Below are 25,951 nucleotides of genomic sequence, written 5' to 3'. Positions count from 1 at the left end.
GTTTTAAAGTTTGATTTTTAGGGAGATGAAGCGATGAAAGAAGCTTTTTTTGATATATTAATAGATAATCCTCAACTTTATAGGGATACCGATTCCTAATAAAACGATAAAATCTGAACCCATGGAACTTGTTAAAGAATTTGAACAGGCAGTAGCAGACAGTAAAACACTTTCCGAAAAGCCTTCCAACGAAATATTACTGCAACTTTATTCGCTCTATAAACAAGGCAGCACAGGCGATGTAGATACAGATCCACCTTCGAATCCGTTCGATTTTGTTGCAAAGGCAAAATATGAGGCATGGGAAGCACTGAAAGGGAAATCCAAAGAAACTGCCATGCAGGAATATATAGATCTCGTTAAAAGATTGAAAGGATAAATTATTAACAGATGGATAATAGGCAAATCTTAAATTTCCTATATCCATCTGTTGCTAAATTTGTATTTTTGAGGTATGATACCTTCAATTACAATAAGCGAGAAATCACGGCATTATCTTGAGCTGGAAGAACAATTCGGGGCACACAACTACCATCCCTTACCAGTAGTTTTAGAGAAAGGCGAAGGCGTTTTTTTGTGGGATGTTGACGGCAAAAGGTATTACGACTTTTTATCCGGATATTCGGCAGTTAACCAGGGGCATTGCCACCCGCGCATCATAGCTACCCTTGTAGAACAGGCGCAAAAACTTACTCTTACTTCCAGAGCATTCTATAATAATTTATTGGGCGAATATGCCCACTATATCACCCATTATTTTGGGTACGATAAAGTATTACCGATGAATACCGGCGTTGAAGCCGTGGAAACAGCGTTAAAACTTTGTCGCCACTGGGCATATCTTGTAAAAGGGATTCCGGAAAACAAAGCTAAGATCATCGTTTGCTCCAATAACTTCCACGGGCGAACTTTAAATGTAATTTCATTTAGTACAGACCCCGTTGCCCGCCAGAATTTCGGACCTTACATGGAAGGATACGAAATCATTCCCTACAATAATCTGACGGCCCTCGAACAGGCGTTGCAAGATAAAAATGTGGCAGGCTTCCTCGTTGAACCAATTCAGGGAGAAGCTGGTGTTGTTGTTCCTGATGAAGGTTATCTGGCCAAAGCAGCACAGTATTGCCGCGATGCCAACGTACTATTTATTGCTGATGAAATTCAGACCGGATTGGCAAGAACCGGTAAAATGCTTGCCTGTGACCATGAAAATGTAAGACCTGATATTCTGATCCTCGGTAAAGCGCTCAGCGGTGGTACCTTGCCCATCAGTGCAGTTCTTGCTGATGATGAAATCATGCTCACCATAAAACCCGGTGAACACGGTTCTACCTACGGAGGAAATCCTCTGGCCTGTAAAGTAGCTATTGCTTCCCTGGAAGTACTGAAAGACGAAAAAATGGCCGAAAACGCAGAAGCAATGGGGCAGTTGTTAAGAGATGGTATCTCGCAACTACAATCTCCGTTTATCTCTATCGTGCGCGGAAAAGGACTGTTAAACGCCATCGTTATCAAACATTCTGATCCCGAAGCGGCCTGGGACCTTTGCCTCACCCTGAAGGAAAATGGCCTGCTGGCAAAACCAACGCATGGAGATAAAATCCGCTTTGCCCCACCCCTTAATATTACTGCTGCACAAATCAATGATTGTGTACAGATCATAAAAAAGAGCCTTGAACAGGCTTTCAGCTAGTTGTTTAATCTTTGTATGACAGCATCACATAAAGCTATTCGTAGTTCCGGCTGGAAAACTGATCTGCTGATCGGGTTTCCAGACGGACTTTTTTTATTATTCTTTGCCACCCAGGTAATTCAGTTGTTTCCCCTCGATGTACAAACCTTTTATAATATTCATTTAGGTATTTGGGGAATAGGTGCCATCCTCGTTTTATTCAGCGCCTATCAGGCTAATAAAGGGGATTCGCAGCATGATAGTGCTTTACTATCCGATCAGGAAAGAAAAAAACTGCAACACCTCGATATAAATCAGCAAACGATTTCACAAATCGAATCTGAAATGAAAAAGGATGCTGAAAACTGGGATATGATTCTGGAGAAAGAACAGGTACATGAAGCTCATTTTAGTAAAGCCCAGGCCATTAAAAGCGCTATCCTTACCAGCTTCTTCTACCTGATTGGCGGAGCATTATCGTTTGGCCCTTATCTCTCAAATGAAAACTTTAATGCAGCTTCTCAAACCAGTACCTTATTGGTGTTCCTTGGACTAACGATCTTTAGTTTTATCAAAGCTAAGGTAACTGCCCAACGCCCCTTACCAATTCTGCTTCGCTATTGGTTGATGGGTGCAGGTATTCTGATCTGTGTTTGGATCCTTCATAAAACGATTTTATAACTTCTCCCGACCCCTCTATCCAACAGGGGGCAGAAGACAAAATAAAACTCCGTAAAATCAAAAGGTGCCTCTACATTGCAGAGGCACCTTTTGATTTTATCTGAATAAAGTTTTAGCGTTTAGGAGTTGACGGCATTTTTGTAAACAGCACACAACCAAATACAACCAATGCTGCTATAAATGAAACATACAACGCAATTCCGGCAGTTGGACACTGACCTATTTCGCAACGGGAATAGAGTAATAAATTTCTAAACGTCCATGCAGCCAGAAATCCTGAAATGAACAGGTTAGCAATTGCCAACCAGCGATTTCTAAGAAGAAACAGGCATATAGCTGCAACTGATAGGAATATGTTCATTTTACCGGGTTCTCCGTAATTGGAGCCTTTTCCGTTTAATCCGGTAAAAACCAATTGTCGGGTCTCAATCGTAGACCAGGGCAAAAAAGCGCATACTATTACCAGGACTGCTGCCAGTATTCCAATTATAGCCGTTCTAGACATCTTAATATTCATTTTGGAATGCGAAAGTACAACAATAACTATTACTTCCCTCCCGGTTCACAATGACTCTTTAAATAATTAGTATATAAAGTTGATAAATGCTCAAAAGTACCCTGGCCTTCGCTGATGCTGTGGGTACGGTTAGGGTAAGCCATAAACTGGAATTGTTTATTGTACCTGATTAACTCGTTCAGCAACATTTCTGCATTCTGGTAATGAACATTATCATCTCCTGTTCCATGGATATAGAGCAAATTTCCGTTAAGGTTCTTTGCATAGGTAATTGGCGATCCTTTAATAAAATCTTCACGATTTTCTTCAGGCAATCCCATATAGCGTTCCTGATAAATATTGTCGTAGGTCAGTTGATTTCCTACAGCGGCAATTGCGATACCTGTTTTATAAATATCCGGATATTGGAATAACAGGTTAAGCGTCATAGAGCCACCACCACTCCATCCCCAAACAGCAATACGTTCCGGATCCATATATGGATATTGCTCCAGCAATGCTTTGGTAGCCATTGCCTGATCACGGGCATTGATTAGTCCGACTTTCTGATAGATCGATTTTCTCCATTCCCTGCCTTTAGGTAAAGGAGTACCTCTGTTATCCATTGAAATATAGATATACCCATCGGAAGCCATATCTCCATCATACAGGAAGTTTCTACCGGCTCCGATTGCATCTAGTGAGGTAGCCCCTGCAGGTTCGCCGTATACGTAAAATACAACAGGATATTTCTTATTTGGAGAGAAGTTGGCAGGTAAACTCATCCAACCATCCATTTTTACCCCATCGACAGTTGTAACACTGAAAAACTTTGGTTTATTGGCATTGTTGTCATTGTTTGCCAAAGCAGTTGCTACCTGGTTTCCTGTGCTTTTATGAGATGGAAGTTGTATGATTTCTGAAACCGGATAAGTATTGGCATTACTAAAATCGTGGATAGCCCAGGAGCTATTTGGAGAAATTTTATAGTCGTGGGTACCTGGTTCGGATGCTGGTGTAAGCCTGACAGTTTTGCCTCCGGCCAATGCAATTTTATACAAATATTGTTGAGTAGAATTTTCAGGAGAGGCCAGATAATAGATACATTTATTGGCTTCATCAATTTTTCTGATATTAATTACATCATAGTTTCCGGAGGTTATGATGGATGCCTTTCCATCGGCAATATTTACATTGTATAAATGGCGCCATCCGTCTTGTTCACTAACCCAGATAAAGGATTTACCATGATTGATAAAATCCCAGCCGGCAATGTTATCATCATCCCATCTCGATTTCACATCAATCCATGCTTTATCACTTTCCTGGTATAATGGTCTGGTATTGCCAGTTGCGGCATCACACAACATTATTTTGCTCTCATTTTGTTTTCTGTTTAGTTGTTGGATGATGAGGGTATTTGTTGATGGAACCCATTCCATGCGTGGTATATAGTGTTGTTGCTGATCCCCTGGCACCTGCATCCAGGTTGTTTTAGCACTATTAATATCTACAACGCCTATACGACAAGCAGAAGGGCTTTGCCCGGCTTTTGGATATTCGATAGGGATAGTAAATGAGTAGATTGAATCTGTATTATTGATTAAGAGGAAATCGCGAATTTTGGTAGCATCAATTTGCCAGTAGGCGATACTTTTGCTGTCGGGGCTCCAGCGGAATCCATCCCGGCATCCAAATTCTTCTTCATAAGCCCAATCAAAAGTTCCATTAATCATTCTTCTGGTGCCATCAGTTGTAAGAGGTGTGGTTACCCCGGTTGAGAGGTCTTGCACAAAAATGTTATGTTCACTAACAAAAGCGGCTTTGGTGCCGTCGGGAGAAATTTTTGCAAACATTAAAGAGGAAACTGGTTTATCACTGCCCAATTGTTGCAATTTCCCGGTAGAAAGATCCAAAATCCAGTAGTCGCCACGTGTTTCATAACGCCATACTTTTTTGGAATTGGTATACAATAAAACCCTTTTTTCATCAGCGGAAAAGCTAAAATCTTTCAGGGGCATATCATGATAGGTGCTGGCAGGCACTTTGACCTGAGATCCTTTACCATCAAAGGGAACGAGCACTATACCCGATTTATCTGCCTTATAATATCCTTGTCCGTTAGCACTCCATTGGGTGCTTTTTCCGGGTTGTGCCTGGAGTAGATAACAATGCCAGATCAGGCATACTATTAATAGGGTAAGTTTCTTTATCATGAGATTGCAAATAATTTGCAATGGTAGCCAAATTATTAAAGAAAAAAATGAACAATTCTATTTTGGTACTGTTAAAGTGCCTGTAATATTTTTTTTATCAACGAATAAAATCACCCTTTAGTTTGAATAAAACAAATTCTTTTTTTCTATTTTTATGCTTGAAATACCAATTTAAAAGGTGATAACCAATTGGTTACACATTAGAGTCCTAAGGAAAACCATTTTTTATGATACAGATTACCTTATCTTATAAGAACCGCGAGTACAAACAATTCGACGACAGCTCATTAGCCCAGATAGCGGAAACCACTCGTATATTACTATGTGCCTTATTGGAAGACATTTATGATCGTGTGATGCAGGAAGCAGGTCGATTTTATATTTACCTGGATCACCATCCAAAAATTGAAGTAGAAGGATTTAGCCATGATTTACAGAACCAGATAGAGCGCACCTTACGTGGCGAATCGGCATACGATTATTAAATAGCTCACTGTAATATAAAGTATCCTTACCTTAGTCAAAAATAAGTAAGGAGGATGCAACTCACCTTTGTTCAGACACTGGAGTTAATTGGCACATTTGCATTTGCTGTTTCTGGCGCAACAGCGGCGATCAACAAATCATACGATATTATTGGATTATTATCATTGTCGTTCATCACAGCTATTGGTGGTGGTACTATCAGAGATCTTCTGATTGGCGCAACACCAGTAGCCTGGATGACCAATGAGCTTAGTAATACAGCAATTATAGCAGCAGCAATAATTGCTGCACTATTCTTTTCGTATGTGAAAAAGCTGACGCGGCTCCTGAATATATTTGATGCAATAGGGTTAGCCTTATTTACTATAACAGGAATTAACAAAGGTGTAGCTGTAGGACTTCCTATTCCTATTTGTATTGCTTTAGGAGTAATTACCGGTGCATTTGGAGGATTGTTACGGGATGTGATTTGCGGAGAACAACCCATACTCTTTACCCGTGAAATTTATGCGGCTGCCTCCATTGCAGGAGGTACAATATACGTACTGGCAGGGCATTATACCGGAATATCCTCAGATGTTGTTCAAAGTATATCCATTGCCGTTATAGTGGCAATCAGGTTGGTAAGTCTGCACTACAACTGGCAATTCCCGAGATTAAGAGGATAGCGTTTATATCAGTTTTTTAATTAAATTGGTAATATGAAGGCTTTATTCGATAACTATTTTGCATTTGCCACCACTGTTTTTATGGGTTTGTTGGCTATTGTAAACCCCATTTCGGCTATCCCTGTTTTCCTTGAGTTAACTTCCAATATGGACCTGAAGGGAAAACGAAACATTGCCACCAAATCGGTTTTAATAGCCTTTTGTATTATCTCCATATTTAGTGTGGCTGGCAAACTAATCTTCCATGTGTTCGGTATTACACTCGCAGCCTTAAGGGTAACCGGCGGTATCCTGGTGTTTGTAGTCGGCTATGAAATGGTTCAGGGAAATACGAATAAGTCTGAGAACCCCAAATTAGGTACACAACCTATAAAAGCCGACCAGGGAATCAGTGTCGCAGTGACCCCACTGGCAATGCCATTGTTAGCTGGGCCAGGTACTATTGCGACAGCCATGAGCTATTCGGCAGCTAAGGACCTGATACATATGGGAATTGTAATCGCTGTTTATGCAATAATTTGCTACGGTACCTACCTCCTTTTCATTGGTGGACAAAGAATCGTAAAAGTAATCGGCTCCAATGTAATGATGGTAATAACAAAAATGATGGGGCTAATTCTGGCTGTAATTGGTGTTCAACTATTTGCGCTTGGAGTCAGGGAACTTTTAAATTTTTAGGCTTTTTTTTCAGAACAATTTGAAATTAATTCGTGTTAATAAGTTTAAAATAGAAAACTTTAAAAGAAAGACACGATCATCAGATCATAACCTGGATTGCCACCCATTACATAGTGCTAATCCACTATGTTGTCTAGAGCGACAGACAACAATCCAAAAATCTAATCCTGTTAACATTTAAAAACTAAATATTAACACGTAATACGTGACGGAAAAATTATTGCCTATACAAAAGATTTTTTTAGTTGAACAACAGGTAAATCCGTTATTGATTACTAGGTGGATGTTATTTGTTCTCTTTTTTTAATCGGAACATAAAGAAATCAATATAGACGGAACAGTTAGCAGAAAAGCCGTCCCGAATCTTCGGGACGGCAATTTTTTTATTTGCCGGTGCTCCGTTTTGCATTTCTGATTTCTTTAGAAGTATACTGCTGTTCATCATATCCCTCCTGCACATTATTTCCATCATCATTTCGAGTTTCCTTGCCACCATTCTTTGCTGGCTTGAGAGATTGATTGCTACGCTTAGTAGTTTCCTGTTTGCGAATTTCTTCCTGTGAAAACTTCCTTTTTGTCATACTACTTTCTGAGAACTGCATCAAAAACACTGCCGGAACCCAGGCCAACAACTACTGAACTCTAACTCCTTCCTTTATCTCATCTGTTGCCGATAATACTACCTGATCATTTACATGCAGTTGCCCAAACACTTCGGTAGAATCGTCATGATGGTTCCCCTCCTCTACATCTACCCATTTGGTATAATGATCTCTGACCACAATTACATACTTCTTTTCAGTGGAAGTAACTACGGCATTGGAAGGCACTAATAAGGCCTGTGCCGACCCTTTTAAAGGAAGTAGTACTTCCGTATACATTCCGGCCTTAAGTAGGCGGTTCGCATTCTGTACATCTATTTCCACAGCTTCAGAACGATACTTGTCATTTAATGTTCCGGCCTGCCTCGATATTACTCCCTGGAAAGTCTGGCCCCTGATGGCATTCACCTCAAAGGATATCGTAGATTTATCAGCCAGCTGCGCGCTATACATTTCAGGAACCTGTAAAACCAGGCGCAACTTATCTTCCTGCTCCAGCAGCAGCATTGGTTTATCGTCCACTTTCGTATCCGGTCCTACCAATGCTCCCGGGTGGATGTTTCTTTCTGTTATTACCCCATCAAATGGCGCTGTAACGGTAAGATATGACAAGTTTACCTCCTGAGCCTTGAAATTGGCCTGCTCGCTATTCATTAAAGCGCTATCTGCCAACATTTTAGCTTTTGAAAGAGCCAGGTCATGCGGAGAAATAGTTCCAGGTGTTTCACTGGTAGCCAGGGTTCTTTCAAAATTATCCTTACTGGAAGCAAACATGGCAGCAGCCTGAATGAATTTCGATTGGGCCGCATAATATTGCTGGGTAACTTCCGGTGCTTCCAGTACCAGCAATACCTCCCCCTTTCTGACCTTAGAACCCCTGTCTACCATTATTCGCTGCACAAATCCATTGATCCTCGGGTAAATGCTTACTTTCTGATAGGCTGCCAAGGATCCCGGAAGGCGTATACTTCCTCCAAGCGGCCGTTGTACCACTGTTGCCAGTTTGTAATTATTTACTGCATCTTTCTTTCTTTTCTTTTCTGTTGATGCTACAGAATTACAAGCAGCAATACCAATAGTAACCAGTGTAATGTTTATTATATAGTTTATAGACTTCATTTTCTTACTATTTATGTTCTCCTGAATTTTCATCTGACGGCATTAAAGACGGGGATTCATATTTTGCCTTTCTTTGTACAATAGCATATACCTGTGGAAGAATTAGCAAAGCCGCCAGGGTCGATGCTATTAAGCCACCAATTACAGCTCTCCCCAGCGGGGCAGTCTGATCGCCAGCCTCCCCTAAACCACTTGCCATGGGAATCATTCCCGCTATCATAGCCAGGCTTGTCATTAATATTGGGCGAAGGCGTATCCCCGCACTCACTACTGCCGCCTTATGCGCATCCTGATATTCTAATCTCAACTTTTCAGCATTCGTTACAATCAGGATTGCATTGGCCACCGAAACCCCGGTCGACATAATCATTCCCATATAGGATTGCAGGTTTAAAGTAGCTCCGGTAAGCAATAAGGCTATCAATGCTCCGGCAATTACTGCCGGAATAGTAGTAAGTACAACCAGAGAAAGTTTAAACGATTGATAATTGGCTGCCAGTAACAGGAAGATAACTATTACAGCAATCAACAATCCATTTTGCAAACTATCCAATGTCTCAACAAGGAGGCTGGAAGCCCCTTTTAATTCAGCTATCAGACCTTTGGGCGGATCTCCCAGGTCTTTGATTGCTGCCTGCACTGCTGTTGTTGCAGCACCCAGATCCCTATCTTTAATATTTGCACTAACGGTAACGAACCTACGCGGACCAACCCTGTCGTATTCTCCCGGCATTTCCGTTAGTTTAAACGTGGCAACATCGGCAAGCACAGGCCTCGACTGCCCCTTTACCAAAGGAATTTCCTTCAGATCATTGATGGCTGTCATATTATATTCCGGCACCTGAACCTGCACCTGGTAGGTATAAGCTACTTTTTCATCCAACCATTGATTTTTCTCAGTAAACCGGCTGGAAGACGTAGAGGCAGTAACAGAACGGGCTACCTGATAGATATTCAATCCCATTTGTGCCAATTTCAATCTATCTATTTCTATACTAATTACCGGAACATGCAAAGGTTGGGCAATTTGAACATCTCTCAGAAAAGGTACTTCACTGAGTGCATTCACCAACTTATCGGCATACCCCGATATCTGCTTCATATCTTTACCGGCTACCCTGACTTCTATAGGTGTAGCGGCCCCCTGGCTCATAATTTTTTCTGTCAGATCTATCGGCTCAAAAGAAATACGCATTTCCGGAAGTTTGTCGTGAATAGCTTTACGCAAAGCATCCTTCAATTTTTCTATATCAACCTTATAATCTTCTTCCAGATTTACCTGTAAAACAGCTTCGTGAGTACCACTATTGAAAATATACAGGTTACTGGTACCATAACTACTGGGAATTAACCCAACATATGCAGAGGAAATAGCAACATGGCCATTTACCGTGCTATCTACAATATTCAGTACCTGATGCAAACCTTCTTCGGTTCTTTCCAACCTTGTACCATCAGGCATTCGCAATCGTAGTTGAAACTGGCCGGTATTCACATGAGGCATCAGATCTTTTCCAATCCAGAAGTAGCATCCCCCCGCTAAACCAAGTCCTATTACCAGATAAACTATTACTACCAGGTTGGCCCTTTTCATTCCACCTTCCAGAACATCCATAAACCATAGTTTGAAGCGTTCAAATCCGGATGGTTTAAAATTATGCTGGTGTTCATGCTTCAGGTGTTGATTTACCTCCACCACTTCATTATGATCCAGGGCTAAGCCAGCATGTGCATGTTTAACATCTTTGAGCCACCAGTTTGCAATTACCGGAACTAAAGTTTGAGCAGCAAAAAAAGAGGCTATCATCGCAAAGCCGATAGATAACGATAAAGGCAGGAACATCGCTTTTGGCACCCCATTCATGATAAAGGACGGTGCAAATACTGCCAGGATACAAAGCAAAATCAGGATTAACGGAAATGAAATTTCTTCACAGGCATCATAGATTGCCCGGCGTTTATTTTTTCCCATCTCCATGTGCTGATGAATATTCTCAATCGTTACCGTTGCCTGGTCTACTAAAATCCCAATGGCTAATGCCAGACCACTAAGTGTCATGATATTGATAGTCTGACCAGCCATCTTTAATCCCATTACGGCACAAAGTACAGCCACCGGAATAGTTACAACAACTACGAGGCAGCTTCGCAGATCACGTAGGAATAATAGTACCATCAGGCCGGTAAGTAAAGCTCCTAAAGCCCCTTCAGTAATCAGGCTTTTTACAGCATTGATTACAAAAACAGACTGATCGAATTCATATGAGATATTTACATCGTCCGGTAAAAGGCTTTGCATTTCCGGGATCTTCGATTTCAGTGTTTTTACAACATCCCAGGTTGAGGCATCTGCAGTTTTCACGATTGGAATATATACAGATCGTTTACCGTTCACCAATGCATAATCGACTGTTACGTCAGCAGCATCGGCCACTTTCGCCACATCACGGATAAAGACAGTGTTATTGCCATTTGTAACGATAGGAATATTACCAAAATCTGCAACCTGTTTTTCCAGGGAGTTGATGGTAGTTACATACATTGTATTATTGATACGAATGTTACCGGAAGGGGTCATTACATTATTTTTGGCAATGGCTTCCACTACTTCATCGGCACTGAGATTAAAACTTCGCAGCTTTTGCGGATCAACATTCACAACAACAGATCTGGAATTAGCTCCGAATGGCGGAGGAGCTGAGAGTCCGGGTACGGAAGCAAACATTGGCCTGATACGTGTGGCAGCCAGATCGTAGATCTCTTTCAAGGATTTATTCGGGCTACTGAATACCAGTTCTCCAACCGGTAAAGAAGAGGCATCGAAGCGCATTACCTGTGGGGGTAAAGCACCCGGAGGGAAGAACTTCATAGCCCTGTTTACCTGCAAAGCTACCTGGGCTGAGGCTTCCGCCATATCTGTATTTTCATAGAATGTCAGTTTTAAGAGTGTTAACCCCTGAATATTCTTGGTAGAAATATTCTTTACTCCATTCACATATAAAAACTGGTCCTGTAAACGGGTGGCAAAAAAGCCCTCCATTTGTTGAGGCGACATTCCACCGTAGGGCTCAATTACATAAATGGTTGGGAGGTTGAGCTTTGGAAAGATATCGATAGGAATTTTAAATATTGAGAGCACTGAAAAAAGCAGAAGCCCACCTGTAATAACTATTACAGCTATTGGCTTTTTCAATGCTGAAGAGACAAGAGACATAATAAAACGTTTAGTTCAATTCCGGTAAAAGTTGTTCTATGCTATTACTGGCGTAAGCAGCACTAAATAGTGCTTTCCATGCAGCATCGCGGGTCTGGATCAGATCAGTTTCTGCCCGGTTCAGAACAAATAAGGCAGTAGTTACATCTATGATATTTGTGAGCCCCCCCTTATACAAAGCCATTTTCTGCTTTGCCGCGGCCTGAGCTGCAGACAACTGCACAGGAAGTTCTTTAAGCTTTTCTTCTGAAGTACGTAAGTCGGTCAGTGATTGTAGCAGCAACCCATTAAGGTTAGTCTTAACAGTTTCCAGTTGTTTAGCAGCTGTTTCAGACTGATATTGCTGAACTGCTACTTTTTCCTTTGTACGTTTTAGATCTACCAGGTTATAGGTAATACCCATACCCAGGAGATAGTTATACCTGCTATATCCTAAACCGCTCCAGAGGTTCTTATCATAAATATCGTTGAACGAACCACTCGATCCTCTCATCCATCCTGCAGCCATCAGGTTCAGTTTAGGCAAGGTCGATTTCCGGATAACTATTTCTTTTGCCTGTTGTTGCAGGAGGATGGACTTGTAGTACTGGAGCATGGGATGCTGACTAACCGTATCGCCCAACTGATGTTTTAACAAGGTTATTAGCCTGCCGGTATTAAGTGTATCGGGTTTGATCTCCAATGTATCCAGGCCGGTAAGAGTAGAGAGTTGCACTCTTACCTGCTGATATTTATTGTTTATATCGAGCAGATTTAATCTTGCTTTTGAAAGTTCAGCTCCTGCTACGGCGCTATCTACTCCTGGTTTAAGTCCATGCAATACAATAGCTGTTACGGCTCTTACAACAGCTGCGTTTCTTTGTACATTGTCTGCAGCAATTTGCTGCAATGCGCTGTATCGCAGAAGATCGAGATATTGTTGTATAACCGTTACCGTTAGTTGGTTGGTCAGGTTACTCAGATCCGACCTGGTAACCTGCAATGCTTTATTAGCTTCGTTTTGCTGGCTACCGTAGGCACCGAAATTGTAAATCTCCCATTGCATGGCTGCCATCGCAATGTTACCGCTCATAAGAGCATTATTGTTAGCAGCTCTGATACCGCCGGAAGTAGATGGGATTATTCCCATAGTAAAGTAGGAACCATAGATGCTGTTGTCGGTTCCCACATCTACCTGCTCATGCAAGCGCATTGAAGGGTACCAGTTGTGTTTTACATCTATAAGATTTGCCTCTCCGGCTTTCACTTGTGAGAGCTTAGCCTGAATAGCCGGGTAATGTTCTAAGGTAAGCGCGATGGCCCGGTGCAGCGAAAAGCTGTCCGCTACGGTTTGTGCGGTAGAAGATGTGTAAATAAAAAGGCATAGCAACGCACAACACAGCTTCCCCGCGATAATATGTTTGTTCATAAAATCGCCAGAAAAAATAAATTAAATAAAAAATTAATATATTAAATCAGGCTGTGGGTGGGCCTCTCCAGCTACGAAGGGCAACGGGAACGCTTAAGTAAGGATTAAAATAATATCCGTTCAGAACTTTATCATCTGAAGGAATGAAATAAGGAATATTAGTAGTTAATGGAGTTAAGCAGCGATCGTGATTATAATAATCGTTCAGCCCAACAGGACGTCGTTTTAATCTTGTTAGGGTAACTTTATAACGTAATGGCTTAACCCATGCGTGGGAATAGAAATGGTTGAGATGCTTAAGATTAAATTGAGGATGATCAGGCACAGAATCCTTACTGGCACGCCATTGCGGTGATACCAATACAACAACCAACAGGAAAAGTATATGCCTAAACAATTTCATCTATAGCTAAAGATATTCAATACCTCGGGTTGTAAGATAACAGTCATAATTTTTTTAACCAAATTTTAATCTGGTTTCTGCATTTATAAAGTAGGTAAATTAGGATGTACAATCCCCTATTTAATGAATCAATAAAAAGTAAATTATGGAAAAAAGATTATTGGGAAAATCAGGGTTAGCAGTTGCTCCACTTGCTTTTGGTGGAAATGTATTTGGATGGTCTGTTGATGAGGCCACTTCGTTTGTATTGTTAGATCATTTTGTTAATGCAGGTTTTGATCTTATTGATACGGCCAACGTTTATTCCAAATGGGTACCAGGAAATAAAGGTGGCGAATCAGAAACAATCATTGGTAATTGGATTAAAGCCAGTGGCAAACGCGATAAGATTGTTGTAGCTACAAAAGTGGGTGCCGACATGGGAGATGGCATCAATGTAACCAAAGCATATATCATTAAAGAAGCAGAAGCTTCTTTAAAAAGATTGCAAACAGACTATATTGATCTGTATCAAACGCATTACGATAATGAAGCAACCCCTGTAGAAGAAACACTTTCGGCATATGAGCAGTTGGTAAAGGAGGGTAAAGTAAGAATTATCGGTACCTCCAACATGAGCCCTAAACGTATTCTGGATAGCCTGAAAGCAAGTGAAACGCATCACTATCCCAGATATGAAACGCTTCAACCCGAATATAATTTATATGATAGAAAAGGGTATGAAGAGAAATACGCTTCTATCTGTGTTCAAAATAACATCAGCGCTATCACTTATTATTCATTGGCCAGTGGTTTCCTAACAGGGAAATACAGGAGTAAAGAAGATATAGCAAAAAGTAAAGCGAGAGGTCAGAAAGCTGCCGGGTATCTGGATGAAAGAGGAATGCGTATTTTAAATGCACTGGATCAGGTAACGGCCCAGTATAATACTACTCAGGGTAGTGTAGCGCTTGCCTGGTTATTAACCCGTCCGACTGTGGCTGCTCCTATTGCAAGTGCTACAAACACCAGGCAATTGGAAGAGTTAATTGCTGGAGTGCAATTGAATCTGAATGCTGAGGCTATTGAGTTACTTGATAATGCCAGTGCATATTAGGACTAATTATGCTCCTGAGGTGGCAATACGTATAGCTCCTGCAGTGCCTATTAACAACACATAGAATTCAGGGTTACTCAAGACCTATTGGAGGATTAGAAAGCTAACAATTGAGTTACAGAAGGGCTGTTCAGTTAGAAAGTAACAACACCTCTTATTTAGAATATTATTGGTATTTGGAAGTTGCTTTCGGATATCCACTTGAATTATTTACAAACTAAAAGGGTGCCTCTGTATTGAGACACCCTTTCTTCCTTACAAATAAATTGCGTTTATATTAGATTACAGGCGGAATTTCACTCCTGCATTTGCACCCAGACCGCCAATGTTGATATATGATTTCAGGTCATTGGCTGGTTTATTATTATCCTTATAGATAACAACTGTACCTTGCTGGTTTATTGGTGTGTTGGAATTCTGATCGAGCGTAGTAACATAATCAGTTTTCTTTTCTGCTACGCTAAGATCGTTTACCCCTCTGTGGGATAATTCCTGGATTGGGGTACCTGTGCTGGTTACCAGTGTATTTACTTCATTATATCTGGTAATCTCTTTTGATTTGCTTCTTACAGGAACATTTCTGTATTCTGCTTCTACAAAAATATCGAACCTGTTGGAGACCATAAATGAAACACCTAATGCTCCCTGGAAGCCAATTGTTACATTAGGCTTAACTTCTTCCTTACGGCTAATGGTGGTATAAACCTGGGATCCTGGAGGAACCGGCAAACCTGCAGGTGGATTGGAAGTTTGAGCAGCTTCAGTTTCAATATATAATCTACCCCATAGCGGTACTACAAAACCAAAACGAACATATGGGTTGATTCGTTCATAACCCGGGCTTACAACAAGACTAGGAGCAAAATCAACGGCATTAACATAACCATGAGATTCTACGAAGCCTAAAATTCTGGTATCACCAGCTAATTTAGTTTGTTGCCTGGTCATCAGATTTTTCTTGCTATGGAAGTAGTTAAATGTACCTTCAATAGCCAGGTATTTATTGATATTATACCCGAATGATAAACCTCCTCTGACACCTGCTCCATAAGAACCTGTAAGAACTTTTCTGGAGATAGTATCCAGGGGGTGCGTCGGATTTAAGGGGTTAAATTGCGTATTAAGATCCTGGGGAGGATATGGGCCAACATTAGGAAATTGACCTGGGGATACGCTAAAAAAATAACCTCCGGCTGCTTTCAGATAAAATTTGGAATGCGGGCGGGTTGATGAGCCACTATTATCCTGTGCGTTGAGTGTAATTGTAGTTGCGGATAGCAACAAAACAGCACAAGAAAGGAAGACCTTTTTCATATGCGATGGTTTTGGTGTACTGATTAATGTCTTGAAAGTTAACAAATTATTAGCACATAACCATCACCCTTACACTAATTAAAAAGCTTCTGCCAAAGAAAGATAAAAGCCTTTCTGACGAGGCTCATTCGTATGCTTCTCTCCAACTGCATAGTCTATACGTATAGTAAGCCTGGAACTTTCATCATAAAAGTATCTGACACCAACTCCGGCACTAGGCTTCAAACCAGAGAAATGAAAGTCGTGATTCGCGAAAACAGTACCTGTACCGGCAAACGCAGCTAATGCAAACTTAGGTTTCAGATCTATAAAACCTAAATGTACTCTCAGTTTCGGGTCGATCAGGTAGCGGTATTCGGCCTGCCCTGCCATGTAATTCTGATTTCTGTATCTTCCGGTATAGTATCCTCGCATCATATTATCATTCCCCATTTCCGGCAATAAATAAAAAGGAAGGTTATCTCCCTGTAAGGTTTGTATAATACCATTCAGGCCAAGGGTACTTTTACGGGAAATAGGAATAAAATGTGCTCCCTGCGCATCGAGCTTAAATAAGGGTTGTTTGCTAAGGAAAGATGGTGCATAGGCAACATTTAGTTTCAACCACCAGCCCCTGCGAGTGTAATTTTCCTTATCGCGGTTGTCGAATACGCCGGTGAGGCCTATGAAAGTAACATAACCACCATCCTTATCAACCAGCGACAATGTATTATATATTCCTTTGTTGTCCTTACTACTATAGGTGTCGTACTGATATAACACAGAAGCACCAACATAGAAATTTCCTCCTACCAGGCGTTCCCCTTCCACCTGTACTTTGTAACGGGTATTATTGAGCAGGGAACGATCGGCATAGTGCGTAGTATCGCCAATACCGAAGAAGTACAAAGGAAAATTATGATATCGAAGGTTACTTTTAATATGCCATTTGTTGCCCTGGGTCCAGATATTAGATTTGAGATCTACTTTAAACTGATGCTCTGTAGTAATAGCCGGAATAAGGCTTAAGGTTGAATTACGGGTTAGCCTGTCGGGGTTTTTATTATCTGTATAAAATGAATAAAGCATAGCTAATCCAATTTCCAGCCCTTTTTCCTGGGAGTAACCAAGAACCGGTAATGGAAAAAAACTACGTTTACGCAACCACGCTGTATCGCTTAATGAAGAAGGAGCAGTAGATGTATCCCGAACAATAAACTGAGCTTTGGCTCCTACTCCCAGGATCAGGAGTAAAGCCATGATATGGAGGTTTTTATACATAGGGTGCAAATGTAAAGAAATACGAATTACGAATATCAGGTAAAATAATTTACTGGTTCTGACGTTCGTAATTCGTATATACTTACCTGTCGGAATGCCCAAGACTTTTATCCGGGCAAATCAAATCTCTCACTAATTGCTTTAAGGCTTTTATTTCCGGGAAGTGTCCGGATTCCCTCCGGTCATATATCACCTCATCGTCTAAACGCATAATATACGTTCCGCTGGTTTCACTAGGTTGTAAGGTTACCCCACCTAATTCTGCGGAAAAGGTAGTTAGTAGCTCCTGTGCCATGTAGGCTGCCCTGAGCAGCCATCCACACTTCGGGCAATATTCTATAGTGATTACAGGTTTCATCGGTATATATTGAAGATATTAAATCAACAGTCTATTTTGCTGTGGCTAACCGGCGCCCCGACAAAGATACAATTGCAATGAATACTCCAATCAGTAATAATACACTTCCGGCAATAAATGGTGCACCTGCAAATTTAACAGTAGCCCCTGTTCTTGTAAACAATGCAAAAATATTGGTCATAAACAAAGGTCCTATAATCATGGTAAGGCTCATTAAGCTGGTTAAAGCACCCTGTAATTCCCCCTGTTCGGTAGGCGGAACCTGAGAACTCATGATACCCTGAAGTGCCGGGCCGCAGATTCCACCCACACAATAAGGTATTAAAAATACATACATCATCCAACCCTGACTTGCAAACGCAAACATAACATAGCCGATAGTATATAATATTAGTCCATAAACCACCGACTTGTTCTGCCCTATTTTAGGGATAATAACCCGGATTAAACCTCCCTGTACTGCTGCTACCATCACCCCAACAAACATTAAGGAGTTCCCTACCTGTTTTTCTGTCCACCCAAATTTCTCCATAGTGTAGAAGTTCCAGGTCGACTGAACGGCATGGCCAGCGATATAGATCATTACCAGGGCAATAACCAATCCTGAGATTACCGGGTAGCGGCGTAAATGCATCAGGGAACCAATTGGATTGGCTCGTTTCCAATTGAAAGCTCTGCGGTTTTCTGGTAAAAGTGACTCCGGCAACATGAAAAAGCCATAAAGAAAGTTTAGGAAAGTGAGCACAGCAGCTCCAATAAATGGTGCACGTACCCCCCAATCGCTTAACCAGCCTCCCAGGCCCGGTCCAATAATAAACCCTAATCCAAAAGCCACTCCGATAAGCCCAAAATTCTGAGCCCTCTTTTCAGGAGTGCTGATATCTGCAATGTATGCAGTAGCAGTACTAATGCTTGCCCCCGTAATACCGGCAATTACGCGGCCAACAAACAATAGTTCGATATTAGGAGCAAAAGCCAGGAAAATGTAATCAAGGCAAAATCCTAAAAGGGAACAAAGTAACACCGGACGACGGCCATACCGGTCGCTTAATCCTCCAATTATAGGAGACATGATAAATTGAGTAATGGCATATGCGGCCATTAACCAGCCTGCATATTGTGATGCTTCACTTAAGCCCTTACCTGTTAATTGCTCTATCAGCTTAGGCATAACGGGTATAATTATGCCAAAACCGATAATATCAATAAGCAGGGTTACGAAAATAAATCCCAGAGCTGCCTCTCTTTTGACTATCATAAGAAAAAAATAATTTTGCGAAAGATACGATCCTAATTCATGATTTATAATAACATACACCGATAAAATGAGTGCTTTTGCCTACTTTTTTGCCGCTTTGGTTTTGAATCGTCCTTTATTATCTTTATTTTTAACGGGTATTAGGGTGAATCAGCCCCATAGCTTCACTCTTTTCTCAGCCAACATCTAATCAACTATGCTGCTTGCCAGTCCTCTGAAGATTTGTCTCTTTATCCCTCTCTTCTTTCTTTTGCTTTTACCGGCGAAAGCACAGCAATCAGTTAATGATTCATTAGAATTATCACTTGTCAGGCTCGATCGGGATACCTCCAGGATAAACGTATTGAATCAACTGTCGCGGAACTACTTTACTAAAAATCCGGCGAAAGCCAGTGCTTTTGGAAGAGAAGCCTTACACCTCAGCGATAGCCTGCAGTATACTGCAGGAAAAATCTGGGCGCTGAGAAATCTTGCACTCACCGAAAACTCCAGAGGAAACCTGGATCAGCAAATGCAACTTACTCTAACGGCCCTGAGGATTGCAGAATCCAATTTCGACGATCTTTTGATTGGTGTCCTAAATAATGATATCGGGAATATTTATACAGAACTGAATAGTCCGCGTGAAGCCTTACCTTATTTACGCACTGCTTTAAATATCCGTCAAAAACGGAACGAGCACGGTGAAATCGGTAGAACCCTTAACAATATTGGATCAGCTTATATTGCCCTGGGATTGCTGGATTCGGCCATGCTTTTCCTGGAAAAAGCTGAGAAAATTAAATTAGAACTACAGGATCATAAAAGCCTTGCCTATACCTACGAAAATATGGGTATGATTGCTATGATGCAGGAGCGAATGGCAGAAGCATTACATTTTCACACCTTATCACTGGATTATTATAAAGAATCCCAGAATCTCCCGGGTATTGCTAAAGCCAGTATGAACCTGGCTGAAGTACAGATCATGCATGGCAATCTTAAGGATGCTGCCAGGAATCTGGGGCTGGCAGATAGCAGTAATGCTATGTTAAAGAATGCCAAAAATGAAATGATCTATTATAAGGTAAAGTATGAATTAGATTCGGCCAAAAAGGATTACGCAGCTGCTTTTGAAAATTATAAAGCATATAGTAACCGAAGCTTCGATTATTTCAACGCAGAAAAAGGAAAACAGATTTCGAGAAGCCAGGAAAAATATGAAGCTGAGAAAAAGCAAAGGGAAAACATTATGCTGAAAAAAGAACAGCATATGCATCTGGCTACGATTCAGCAACAAAAAGTGCTGGTTATGTCTGCCGTTGCCCTGTTTCTTGCCTTATTGCTGATTACAGTAATGGTATACAGGCTGTATAAAAAACAACAGGACCTCTACCAGGAACTGAATAATAAGACCAGGGAGGTTTCTTCCCAAAATCAAATCATCCTGGAGCAGAACACTACGCTTGAAAATCTAAACCAGGTAAAAGATAAAATATTCAGTGTAATCTCACACGATCTTAGAAGTCCGTTAGCCATTTTGGAAGGGTTGTTATTCTTATTAAAAGATGAGAAAATTGACCAGCAACAATTCAGTAAGTATACAGATGAGCTCTGGAGGGATGTAAAGAATACTGCTTACATGATGGATAATATGTTGCAATGGGCCAGTAATCAGATGAAGGGCATTGGAGTAAAACCTGATGATTTCGATCTTACTATCTTATTAAATAAGGAGTTTGAATTATTACAGACACTTGCCAAGCAGAAAGATGTAGTCCTCTCCCATCATCTCGAACAAAGCATTATGGTGTATGCCGATCCTGATATGATAAAACTGGTATTAAGAAACCTGATCAATAATGCTATTAAATTTACCCCTTCAGGAGGAGAAGTAAGTATCAGTGCCCAGGTTCAGAAATACAGAGTGGAAGTGACTGTCAAGGATAATGGAATGGGAATTCCAGTTGAGAATCAGCATCGTATTTTCTCCAATATCTATTATTCAACTACCGGTACACAGAATGAAAAAGGTTGCGGACTTGGCCTAAATCTATCCAAGGATTTCATTGAGCGTAATCATGGTCAAATTTGGTTCGAAAGCTATCCGGGTGCGGGAAGCAGCTTCTCCTTTACCATTCCCAGGGCGGAGGAACCGGAACATGGACCGCGCACCTATTCAACAATGATTGTACAGGATCATCCTATTACCGGCGTACATATTTTAAGAAGGTAGTTTAAGTTGAAATGCAGTTGTTTGTTTCACGGGTGTCATCACAAAGGAGCTATGTACCTGTGCAATATTTTCAACGGCAGCCAGTTTATTTGTCAGGAAGAATTGATAACTTCTCATATCGTCTACCACTATTTTTAACATATAATCATAAGTGCCTGCAAGGTGGTAACATTCCATCACTTCCTCCATTTTCTTAATAGCGGTTTCGAATTGCTTGATCAGGCGTTGCGAATGTAATTGTAAAGTTACGCTACAGAAAACTGTCAGGGTTTTGCCAATTTTTTCACCATCCAGTAAAGTGACATAATTTTTAATTACCCCGGTTCTTTCAATTTTTTTTAACCTTTCGTAGGTAGGGGTAACTGAAAGCCCGATCCGGTGGGCAATTTCTTTTGTATTTAGCCTGGCATCTTCCTGTAAGGCCTGTAAAATCTTCATATCTATCGCATCTAATGTATCCATATCAGTAAGATTTATCTAAATAAAAATCATCTATCAATATAAAAAAGTTCAATTAAACTACTATTCGAACAAAAATAGTATATTTTTTCTACCAAATCCCAAATGCAAGTTAAGTTCATTTATTAAACCGTAATTTAGCAGTGTCATACACCTGTAAACAACGATTATGAATGAAAATCTGATATCTGCTGAAGATAGTGCAGAGATGCTTGCTTTATTAGCCAATATAGAAGAACGTACCCATTCCTTTTTAGGTTATCCAGTTTCCAAAGATTTCGATTATAGCCCATTACAACCATTCCTTCAATACCCACTTAATAATCTGGGAGATCCTTTTATATCTTCTACTTACGCCGTTGGTTCCAGAGAGATGGAGAAATATGTGGTCAAATTCTTTGCAGAATTATTCAGGGCACAAACCGACGATTGGTGGGGTTATGTAACCAATGGAGGATCAGAAGGTAATTTATACGGACTATACCTTGCCAGAGAAATTTACCCTAAAGGCATGGTATATTATTCTGAATCCACCCACTATAGTGTACAGAAGAATATTCATCTGTTAAATCTGCCTGGTATTATAATTAAAAGTCAGCCCGGTGGTGAAATTGACTATGAGGATCTTGAGGCTGCAATACGACTTAACAGGCATTTACCTGTTATTGTGCTTGCTAATATTGGTACTACCATGACAGAAGCCAGGGATGACGTTTATCAGATTAAAAATATCCTCAAAAAACTGGCGATAAGACATCATTATATTCATGCAGATGGGGCCTTATCGGGTAGTTACAGCGCCTTTATCACGCCCAGACCAGCCTTTGATTTTGAAGACGGGATCGATAGTATAGCCATTAGCGGGCATAAATTCATAGGTAGCCCTATTCCCTGCGGAGTTGTAATAGCAAAAAAATCGCATAGAGACAGGATAGCAAGGTCTGTGGCCTATATTGGAACATTAGACACCACCATTACGGGTTCCAGAAATGGGCATAGCCCGTTATTTCTCTGGTATGCATTAAAAAAGATGGGAATTAACGGACTGAGAGCAAGAGCTGAAAAGAGCCTTGAAACCGCCGCTTATGCAGAAGCAAGATTAAATGAGATTGGAATTGCGGCCTGGAGAAATACCAATGCAATAACAGTGGTATTTCCGGCACCATCAGCTAAGATTTGTCAACGTTTTCAGCTGGCAGTTGAAAATGGGATTTCCCATATTATTTGCATGCCGGGCGTAGAAAAGCAGCAAATAGATGAATTTATAGCTGCTCTAACAAAGGAAATGGTAATGGTATAATATTAAATTCCATCAGCAATGGCTAATATCTCTGTGTTTAAAGCACGGCGTATTAGCCGTTCTGTTTCCCTGTCGGCCAGTGGCATCAGCAGCTGTACTTTAAATTGTACGAAATCCTTTTTGATTTCAATTGTTTTGAGAGAGAAGCTATTGAGGTCATAACTTCTGGAAAATGCGCTTATTGAATTTCTGAGGCGTTCTTCTACACCACTAATGGTGATAGGGCGTTTATGATCTAATTCGAATTCGAGACTAAGTTTTCTGATATTTTGTTTGGATTGATTCACAACTATTGTAGAAAAGACTACTGAGTTAGGAATAATCACTATTTCGTCATCTTCATTCTGTAACACAAGATTAGTAAGGGTAATATCCATGATTTTACCTTTATTATCACCAATTCTGATATGATCACCCAGGGAGAGCTGATCAGAAAACATGATAATAAGACCATTGATGATACTGGTGATATAGTCTTTGGTTAATAATGCGATAGCAGCAGCAACGATGGTAATACTGGTTACAAATTGCAGTGGGTTTACGCCGAAGAAAAAGGTAATTGCAAGAAGTAAAAAAATTGTATTTAAAACAGAGGAAATCCGGTTTATTCCTAATACAAAATTATCTTTTTCGATTGGTTTGGTTTTATGTCGTCTGGTGTACCAGGAGAGGATGAGCAACCAGGCCAGAGAGATAACGAGGTTAGCACCGAGGAAAAAGGAAAGGGCATTTGTTAGTTTGAATAGCCATACAAATTTATCATAACCGGCGGGGTGTTCCAGGTTAAAATACACAACAGATAGGTAAATCAGTAGTTTAATCAGAAAGAAAATCCGTTCTTTTCTATTGGTATTTTTATAGGTTTTTTCGGTTACCATCATAACAAATAAACACAGTCGCTTTGCTGCGAAGGTACTTACTTTTATTTCATTTTATTGAGGATATCTTCCCAGATGATACGAGCAATTTGTTCTGCTTCCACAATTCTGATGGCTCCTTCGAGCGTATCTTTATGATCGGCAGTAAAGGAGGTGGTGTGGGGTTGGTATTCTTCCAGCACATATTCTCTCACGTCAGGAACTACTTGGAAGGCGGTTTCCAGGGCTATTTTATCTATTGTAATGATCAAACCATATGGTTTCCCATCAATGATCACTGTAATGCTGTGCGTTTCCATAAACAGCGAATTGAATTACGGATTACGAACAAGTAGTTTTTTGGGGAGTATAAACCAGGAACCATTATTCGTAACCCGTAAGTTCTACCAGTTTAGTGTCATGCCATTGCAGCCATTCTTCTACGGGCGGTAGTTTTTTTCCGGGCCGCAGGTTTTCTGGTTGCAGCCTTTCTGGTAGTCATTTTAGGACTACTGGATTTTTTGGCAGTAACTTTCCTGGTAGTTGATTTTGCAGGGGATTTTTTAGCAGCTGCTTTTTTTCTGGCTGCTATAGCAGTGTTGGATCTTTTAGCTGTTGCTTTTTTGGCAGTAGCTTTTTTAGTTGTAGATTTTTTAGCAAGGGCTTTAGGAACAGTAGTTTTCTTTGGGGCACTTGCTTTTTTCGCCGGGGATTTTTTTGCTGTAGCCATTCTGGTGGTGCTGCTTTTTACTGTAGATTTTCTGGTGGATGTTTTTTTCGGAACCTTATCCCCTTCCGCTCTAGCTTCGGAAAGACCAATTGCAACCGCTTGTTTACGGCTAGTGACTTTCTTACCACTTCTACCACTTTTCAATTTACCTGCATTCATTTCGCGCATTACTTTTTCTACTTTTCTTTGTGCGGCTTTTGAATAATTTGCCATGACAAAAAATTTAGATGGGTTAAAAAAAGAATAACAATACATGACAAAACAAATTACAAGCCATTGAAAATCCGGCACTTCTTTAATAAAAATTGCGGCATAGTGTGTGGAATTTTCTATGGAGTGTGGAATGAATTGCCCTGTTGGTTAACCATCCACCATCTATATTATATTGTTCAGGAGCAAAATCTGCGGTGGCATGTTACTTGTTTGCAGTATAGCTAGTGTTTAACTATTATCACTATTTAAAACTAGTATTATGGAAGACATGAGATTTAATCAGGCATCTACTGTTGCCGACATGCACGACAAAAGTACTGAACCGAAAAAGCACAGTAAACGTGGATTTGCCTCTATGGATCCAGAACAACAGCGTGCAATTTCAAGAGAAGGTGGTAGAGCAGCGCATCAACAAGGTGTTGCCCACAAATTCACATCTGAAGAAGCACGTGCTGCTGGTAGAAAAGGTGGTATAGCTGTTAGCAGAAATCGTGAACATATGGCTGCAATCGGAAGGAAAGGCGGTACTAACCGAGGCAAAAAGAAAAATGCTATGGCTAGTACTTCTAACCCCGTTGAAAGTAATGGTCAACTATAACTCATTATTTTTGGACGTTGGAACATCTAAACTAAAGCCTGATTTTTATTAAAGACTCTTTATTAATATCAGGAAACAGATTAAAAGTTCCAATCGTCCAAAAATAAAATACGTAAACCAATTGCTTGATACCCCTTCTTTTGCTAACCCATTTATTCTTCCCATTTTCTTCCCTTCAATAATGTTGAAAATGCCTTCTCCTACCCCTATCTTTGCATGATCAAAGAAAAAACAAATGATCCTGGAATCTGATATAAGGATAGGCAATTATGTGTCGTATTTCGACTACAACATGGAAGAAACAGCGTTTATAGTAGAAGGAATTCTTGATGGCTACGTATATAATTCTGGTTTACCATTAAGCAAATTACCCCTTGAGAAAACTAACCCCGTTGTATTGGATTTATTCCTGCTCAGAAGATTCGGATTTATTAAAGGCGAAAAAGAATACGGTGAAGATGAAAGCGTTTATTCCCTCAAATACAATCGCTTACATAGTGTGCATATTCGATTTTCCAATGATACATTTCAGCCGATGGCAGATGCTCAGAATGGATTAGTACCATATGGAAGACCTATAGTTCATGTTCATCAGTTGCAAAATCTTTTTCATGCCCTGACAAGAGACGAGTTAACCCTCTTTGAATAGC

General features: G+C 40.5%; 26 protein-coding genes. 11 read left to right on the top strand and 15 right to left on the bottom strand.

From position 1 onward, the window contains the following. Window positions 1–121 precede the first annotated feature (121 nt). From DVR12_RS24840 to DVR12_RS24830, 3 genes are all read left to right on the top strand, one after another. The gene (locus tag DVR12_RS24840; RefSeq protein ID WP_116978513.1) at window positions 122–379 is read left to right on the top strand and encodes an acyl-CoA-binding protein; all 258 of its coding nucleotides are present in this window, start codon (window positions 122–124) and stop codon (window positions 377–379) included. Window positions 380–454: 75 nt separating this feature from the next. Beyond that, window positions 455–1,693, top strand: a complete 1,239-nt coding sequence (gene rocD, locus DVR12_RS24835) for an ornithine--oxo-acid transaminase (RefSeq protein ID WP_116978512.1) — start codon at window positions 455–457, stop codon at window positions 1,691–1,693. Between the two features lie 15 nt (window positions 1,694–1,708). Next, the gene (locus DVR12_RS24830) at window positions 1,709–2,353 is read left to right on the top strand and encodes a VIT1/CCC1 transporter family protein (protein ID WP_116978511.1); all 645 of its coding nucleotides are present in this window, start codon (window positions 1,709–1,711) and stop codon (window positions 2,351–2,353) included. A gap of 112 nt (window positions 2,354–2,465) precedes the next feature. Here the strand turns inward: DVR12_RS24830 and DVR12_RS24825 are convergent, their stop codons facing one another. Together DVR12_RS24825 and DVR12_RS24820 are read right to left on the bottom strand one after the other, a co-directional pair. After that, window positions 2,466–2,858 carry a hypothetical protein gene (locus DVR12_RS24825; RefSeq protein ID WP_116978510.1) on the bottom strand — a complete coding sequence of 131 codons (393 nt, stop codon included), beginning with the start codon at window positions 2,856–2,858 and terminating at the stop codon, window positions 2,466–2,468. A 41-nt stretch (window positions 2,859–2,899) separates the two neighbouring features. Next, window positions 2,900–5,065: a S9 family peptidase gene (locus tag DVR12_RS24820; protein WP_116978509.1), complete on the bottom strand. Its 2,166-nt coding sequence runs from the start codon at window positions 5,063–5,065 to the stop codon at window positions 2,900–2,902. A 227-nt stretch (window positions 5,066–5,292) separates the two neighbouring features. On the opposite strand from DVR12_RS24820, the gene DVR12_RS24815 reads away from it, so the two are divergent. From DVR12_RS24815 to DVR12_RS24805, 3 genes are read left to right on the top strand one after another with little or no spacing between them, the layout of a single operon-like run. Beyond that, on the top strand, window positions 5,293–5,550 hold the full coding sequence (locus DVR12_RS24815; RefSeq protein WP_116978508.1) for a hypothetical protein: 258 nt from the start codon (window positions 5,293–5,295) through the stop codon (window positions 5,548–5,550). Between the two features lie 54 nt (window positions 5,551–5,604). Continuing rightward, window positions 5,605–6,219 carry a trimeric intracellular cation channel family protein gene (locus DVR12_RS24810; RefSeq protein WP_116978507.1) on the top strand — a complete coding sequence of 205 codons (615 nt, stop codon included), beginning with the start codon at window positions 5,605–5,607 and terminating at the stop codon, window positions 6,217–6,219. 33 nt (window positions 6,220–6,252) lie between these two features. Next, window positions 6,253–6,897, top strand: a complete 645-nt coding sequence (locus DVR12_RS24805; RefSeq protein ID WP_116978506.1) for a MarC family protein — start codon at window positions 6,253–6,255, stop codon at window positions 6,895–6,897. A gap of 383 nt (window positions 6,898–7,280) precedes the next feature. On the opposite strand, the gene DVR12_RS24800 is transcribed toward DVR12_RS24805, so the two are convergent. The 5 genes from DVR12_RS24800 to DVR12_RS24780 are packed head-to-tail and all read right to left on the bottom strand — an operon-like array spanning window position 7,281 to window position 13,643. After that, window positions 7,281–7,478 carry a hypothetical protein gene (locus DVR12_RS24800; protein ID WP_147323537.1) on the bottom strand — a complete coding sequence of 66 codons (198 nt, stop codon included), beginning with the start codon at window positions 7,476–7,478 and terminating at the stop codon, window positions 7,281–7,283. A 51-nt stretch (window positions 7,479–7,529) separates the two neighbouring features. Further along, window positions 7,530–8,618: an efflux RND transporter periplasmic adaptor subunit gene (locus tag DVR12_RS24795; protein ID WP_158563366.1), complete on the bottom strand. Its 1,089-nt coding sequence runs from the start codon at window positions 8,616–8,618 to the stop codon at window positions 7,530–7,532. A 7-nt stretch (window positions 8,619–8,625) separates the two neighbouring features. Continuing rightward, window positions 8,626–11,832, bottom strand: coding sequence for an efflux RND transporter permease subunit (locus DVR12_RS24790; RefSeq protein WP_116978503.1), 3,207 nt, complete (start codon window positions 11,830–11,832; stop codon window positions 8,626–8,628). 10 nt (window positions 11,833–11,842) lie between these two features. Then, complete coding sequence (locus tag DVR12_RS24785; RefSeq protein ID WP_116978502.1) at window positions 11,843–13,240, bottom strand: TolC family protein; 1,398 nt, start codon at window positions 13,238–13,240, stop codon at window positions 11,843–11,845. 46 nt (window positions 13,241–13,286) lie between these two features. Then, complete coding sequence (locus tag DVR12_RS24780) at window positions 13,287–13,643, bottom strand: hypothetical protein (protein ID WP_116978501.1); 357 nt, start codon at window positions 13,641–13,643, stop codon at window positions 13,287–13,289. Between the two features lie 145 nt (window positions 13,644–13,788). Here DVR12_RS24780 and DVR12_RS24775 point away from each other — a divergent pair, with 145 nt between their 5' ends. Next, on the top strand, window positions 13,789–14,739 hold the full coding sequence (locus tag DVR12_RS24775) for an aldo/keto reductase (RefSeq protein WP_116978500.1): 951 nt from the start codon (window positions 13,789–13,791) through the stop codon (window positions 14,737–14,739). A 282-nt stretch (window positions 14,740–15,021) separates the two neighbouring features. Here DVR12_RS24775 and DVR12_RS24770 read toward each other — a convergent pair whose 3' ends face one another. The 4 genes from DVR12_RS24770 to DVR12_RS24755 all read right to left on the bottom strand — a co-directional run bounded on the left by DVR12_RS24770 (window position 15,022) and on the right by DVR12_RS24755 (window position 18,929). Continuing rightward, the gene (locus tag DVR12_RS24770; protein WP_116978499.1) at window positions 15,022–16,053 is read right to left on the bottom strand and encodes an outer membrane beta-barrel protein; all 1,032 of its coding nucleotides are present in this window, start codon (window positions 16,051–16,053) and stop codon (window positions 15,022–15,024) included. A gap of 78 nt (window positions 16,054–16,131) precedes the next feature. Then, window positions 16,132–17,292, bottom strand: a complete 1,161-nt coding sequence (locus DVR12_RS24765; RefSeq protein ID WP_158563365.1) for a BamA/TamA family outer membrane protein — start codon at window positions 17,290–17,292, stop codon at window positions 16,132–16,134. Between the two features lie 103 nt (window positions 17,293–17,395). Further along, on the bottom strand, window positions 17,396–17,671 hold the full coding sequence (locus DVR12_RS24760; protein WP_116978497.1) for a SelT/SelW/SelH family protein: 276 nt from the start codon (window positions 17,669–17,671) through the stop codon (window positions 17,396–17,398). Window positions 17,672–17,702: 31 nt separating this feature from the next. Continuing rightward, window positions 17,703–18,929, bottom strand: a complete 1,227-nt coding sequence (locus DVR12_RS24755) for a TCR/Tet family MFS transporter (protein ID WP_116978496.1) — start codon at window positions 18,927–18,929, stop codon at window positions 17,703–17,705. A gap of 196 nt (window positions 18,930–19,125) precedes the next feature. Between DVR12_RS24755 and DVR12_RS24750 the strand changes: the two genes are divergently transcribed. Then, window positions 19,126–21,144: an ATP-binding protein gene (locus DVR12_RS24750; protein ID WP_116978495.1), complete on the top strand. Its 2,019-nt coding sequence runs from the start codon at window positions 19,126–19,128 to the stop codon at window positions 21,142–21,144. Here DVR12_RS24750 and DVR12_RS24745 read toward each other — a convergent pair. Next, entirely contained in the window at window positions 21,133–21,606 is a 474-nt protein-coding gene (locus DVR12_RS24745) for an Lrp/AsnC family transcriptional regulator (RefSeq protein WP_116978494.1), read from the bottom strand. The genes DVR12_RS24750 and DVR12_RS24745 overlap by 12 nt on opposite strands. A 166-nt stretch (window positions 21,607–21,772) precedes the next feature. On the opposite strand from DVR12_RS24745, the gene DVR12_RS24740 reads away from it, so the two are divergent. Beyond that, the gene (locus DVR12_RS24740; RefSeq protein WP_116978493.1) at window positions 21,773–22,903 is read left to right on the top strand and encodes a histidine decarboxylase; all 1,131 of its coding nucleotides are present in this window, start codon (window positions 21,773–21,775) and stop codon (window positions 22,901–22,903) included. A gap of 2 nt (window positions 22,904–22,905) precedes the next feature. On the opposite strand, the gene DVR12_RS24735 is transcribed toward DVR12_RS24740, so the two are convergent. From DVR12_RS24735 to DVR12_RS27960, 3 genes are all read right to left on the bottom strand, one after another. Beyond that, on the bottom strand, window positions 22,906–23,784 hold the full coding sequence (locus tag DVR12_RS24735; RefSeq protein WP_116978492.1) for a mechanosensitive ion channel family protein: 879 nt from the start codon (window positions 23,782–23,784) through the stop codon (window positions 22,906–22,908). Window positions 23,785–23,825: 41 nt separating this feature from the next. Next, a complete protein-coding gene (locus DVR12_RS24730) occupies window positions 23,826–24,080 on the bottom strand; it encodes a hypothetical protein (RefSeq protein WP_116978491.1) in 255 nt (84 codons plus the stop codon). Between the two features lie 98 nt (window positions 24,081–24,178). Beyond that, a complete protein-coding gene (locus DVR12_RS27960) occupies window positions 24,179–24,703 on the bottom strand; it encodes a DUF6496 domain-containing protein (RefSeq protein WP_233522461.1) in 525 nt (174 codons plus the stop codon). Between the two features lie 259 nt (window positions 24,704–24,962). On the opposite strand from DVR12_RS27960, the gene DVR12_RS24720 reads away from it, so the two are divergent. Together DVR12_RS24720 and DVR12_RS24715 are read left to right on the top strand one after the other, a co-directional pair. Further along, entirely contained in the window at window positions 24,963–25,301 is a 339-nt protein-coding gene (locus tag DVR12_RS24720) for a KGG domain-containing protein (RefSeq protein ID WP_199417201.1), read from the top strand. Window positions 25,302–25,536: 235 nt separating this feature from the next. Beyond that, the gene (locus tag DVR12_RS24715; RefSeq protein WP_116978490.1) at window positions 25,537–25,950 is read left to right on the top strand and encodes a hypothetical protein; all 414 of its coding nucleotides are present in this window, start codon (window positions 25,537–25,539) and stop codon (window positions 25,948–25,950) included. The last annotated feature ends 1 nt before the right edge of the window (window position 25,951 follow it).

This window comes from Chitinophaga silvatica, from assembly GCF_003419895.1.
Lineage (GTDB): Bacteria > Bacteroidota > Bacteroidia > Chitinophagales > Chitinophagaceae > Chitinophaga > Chitinophaga silvatica.
The sequence above is the reverse complement of the archived record's forward strand: the minus strand, read 5'-3'. Positions and strand labels throughout refer to the sequence as shown.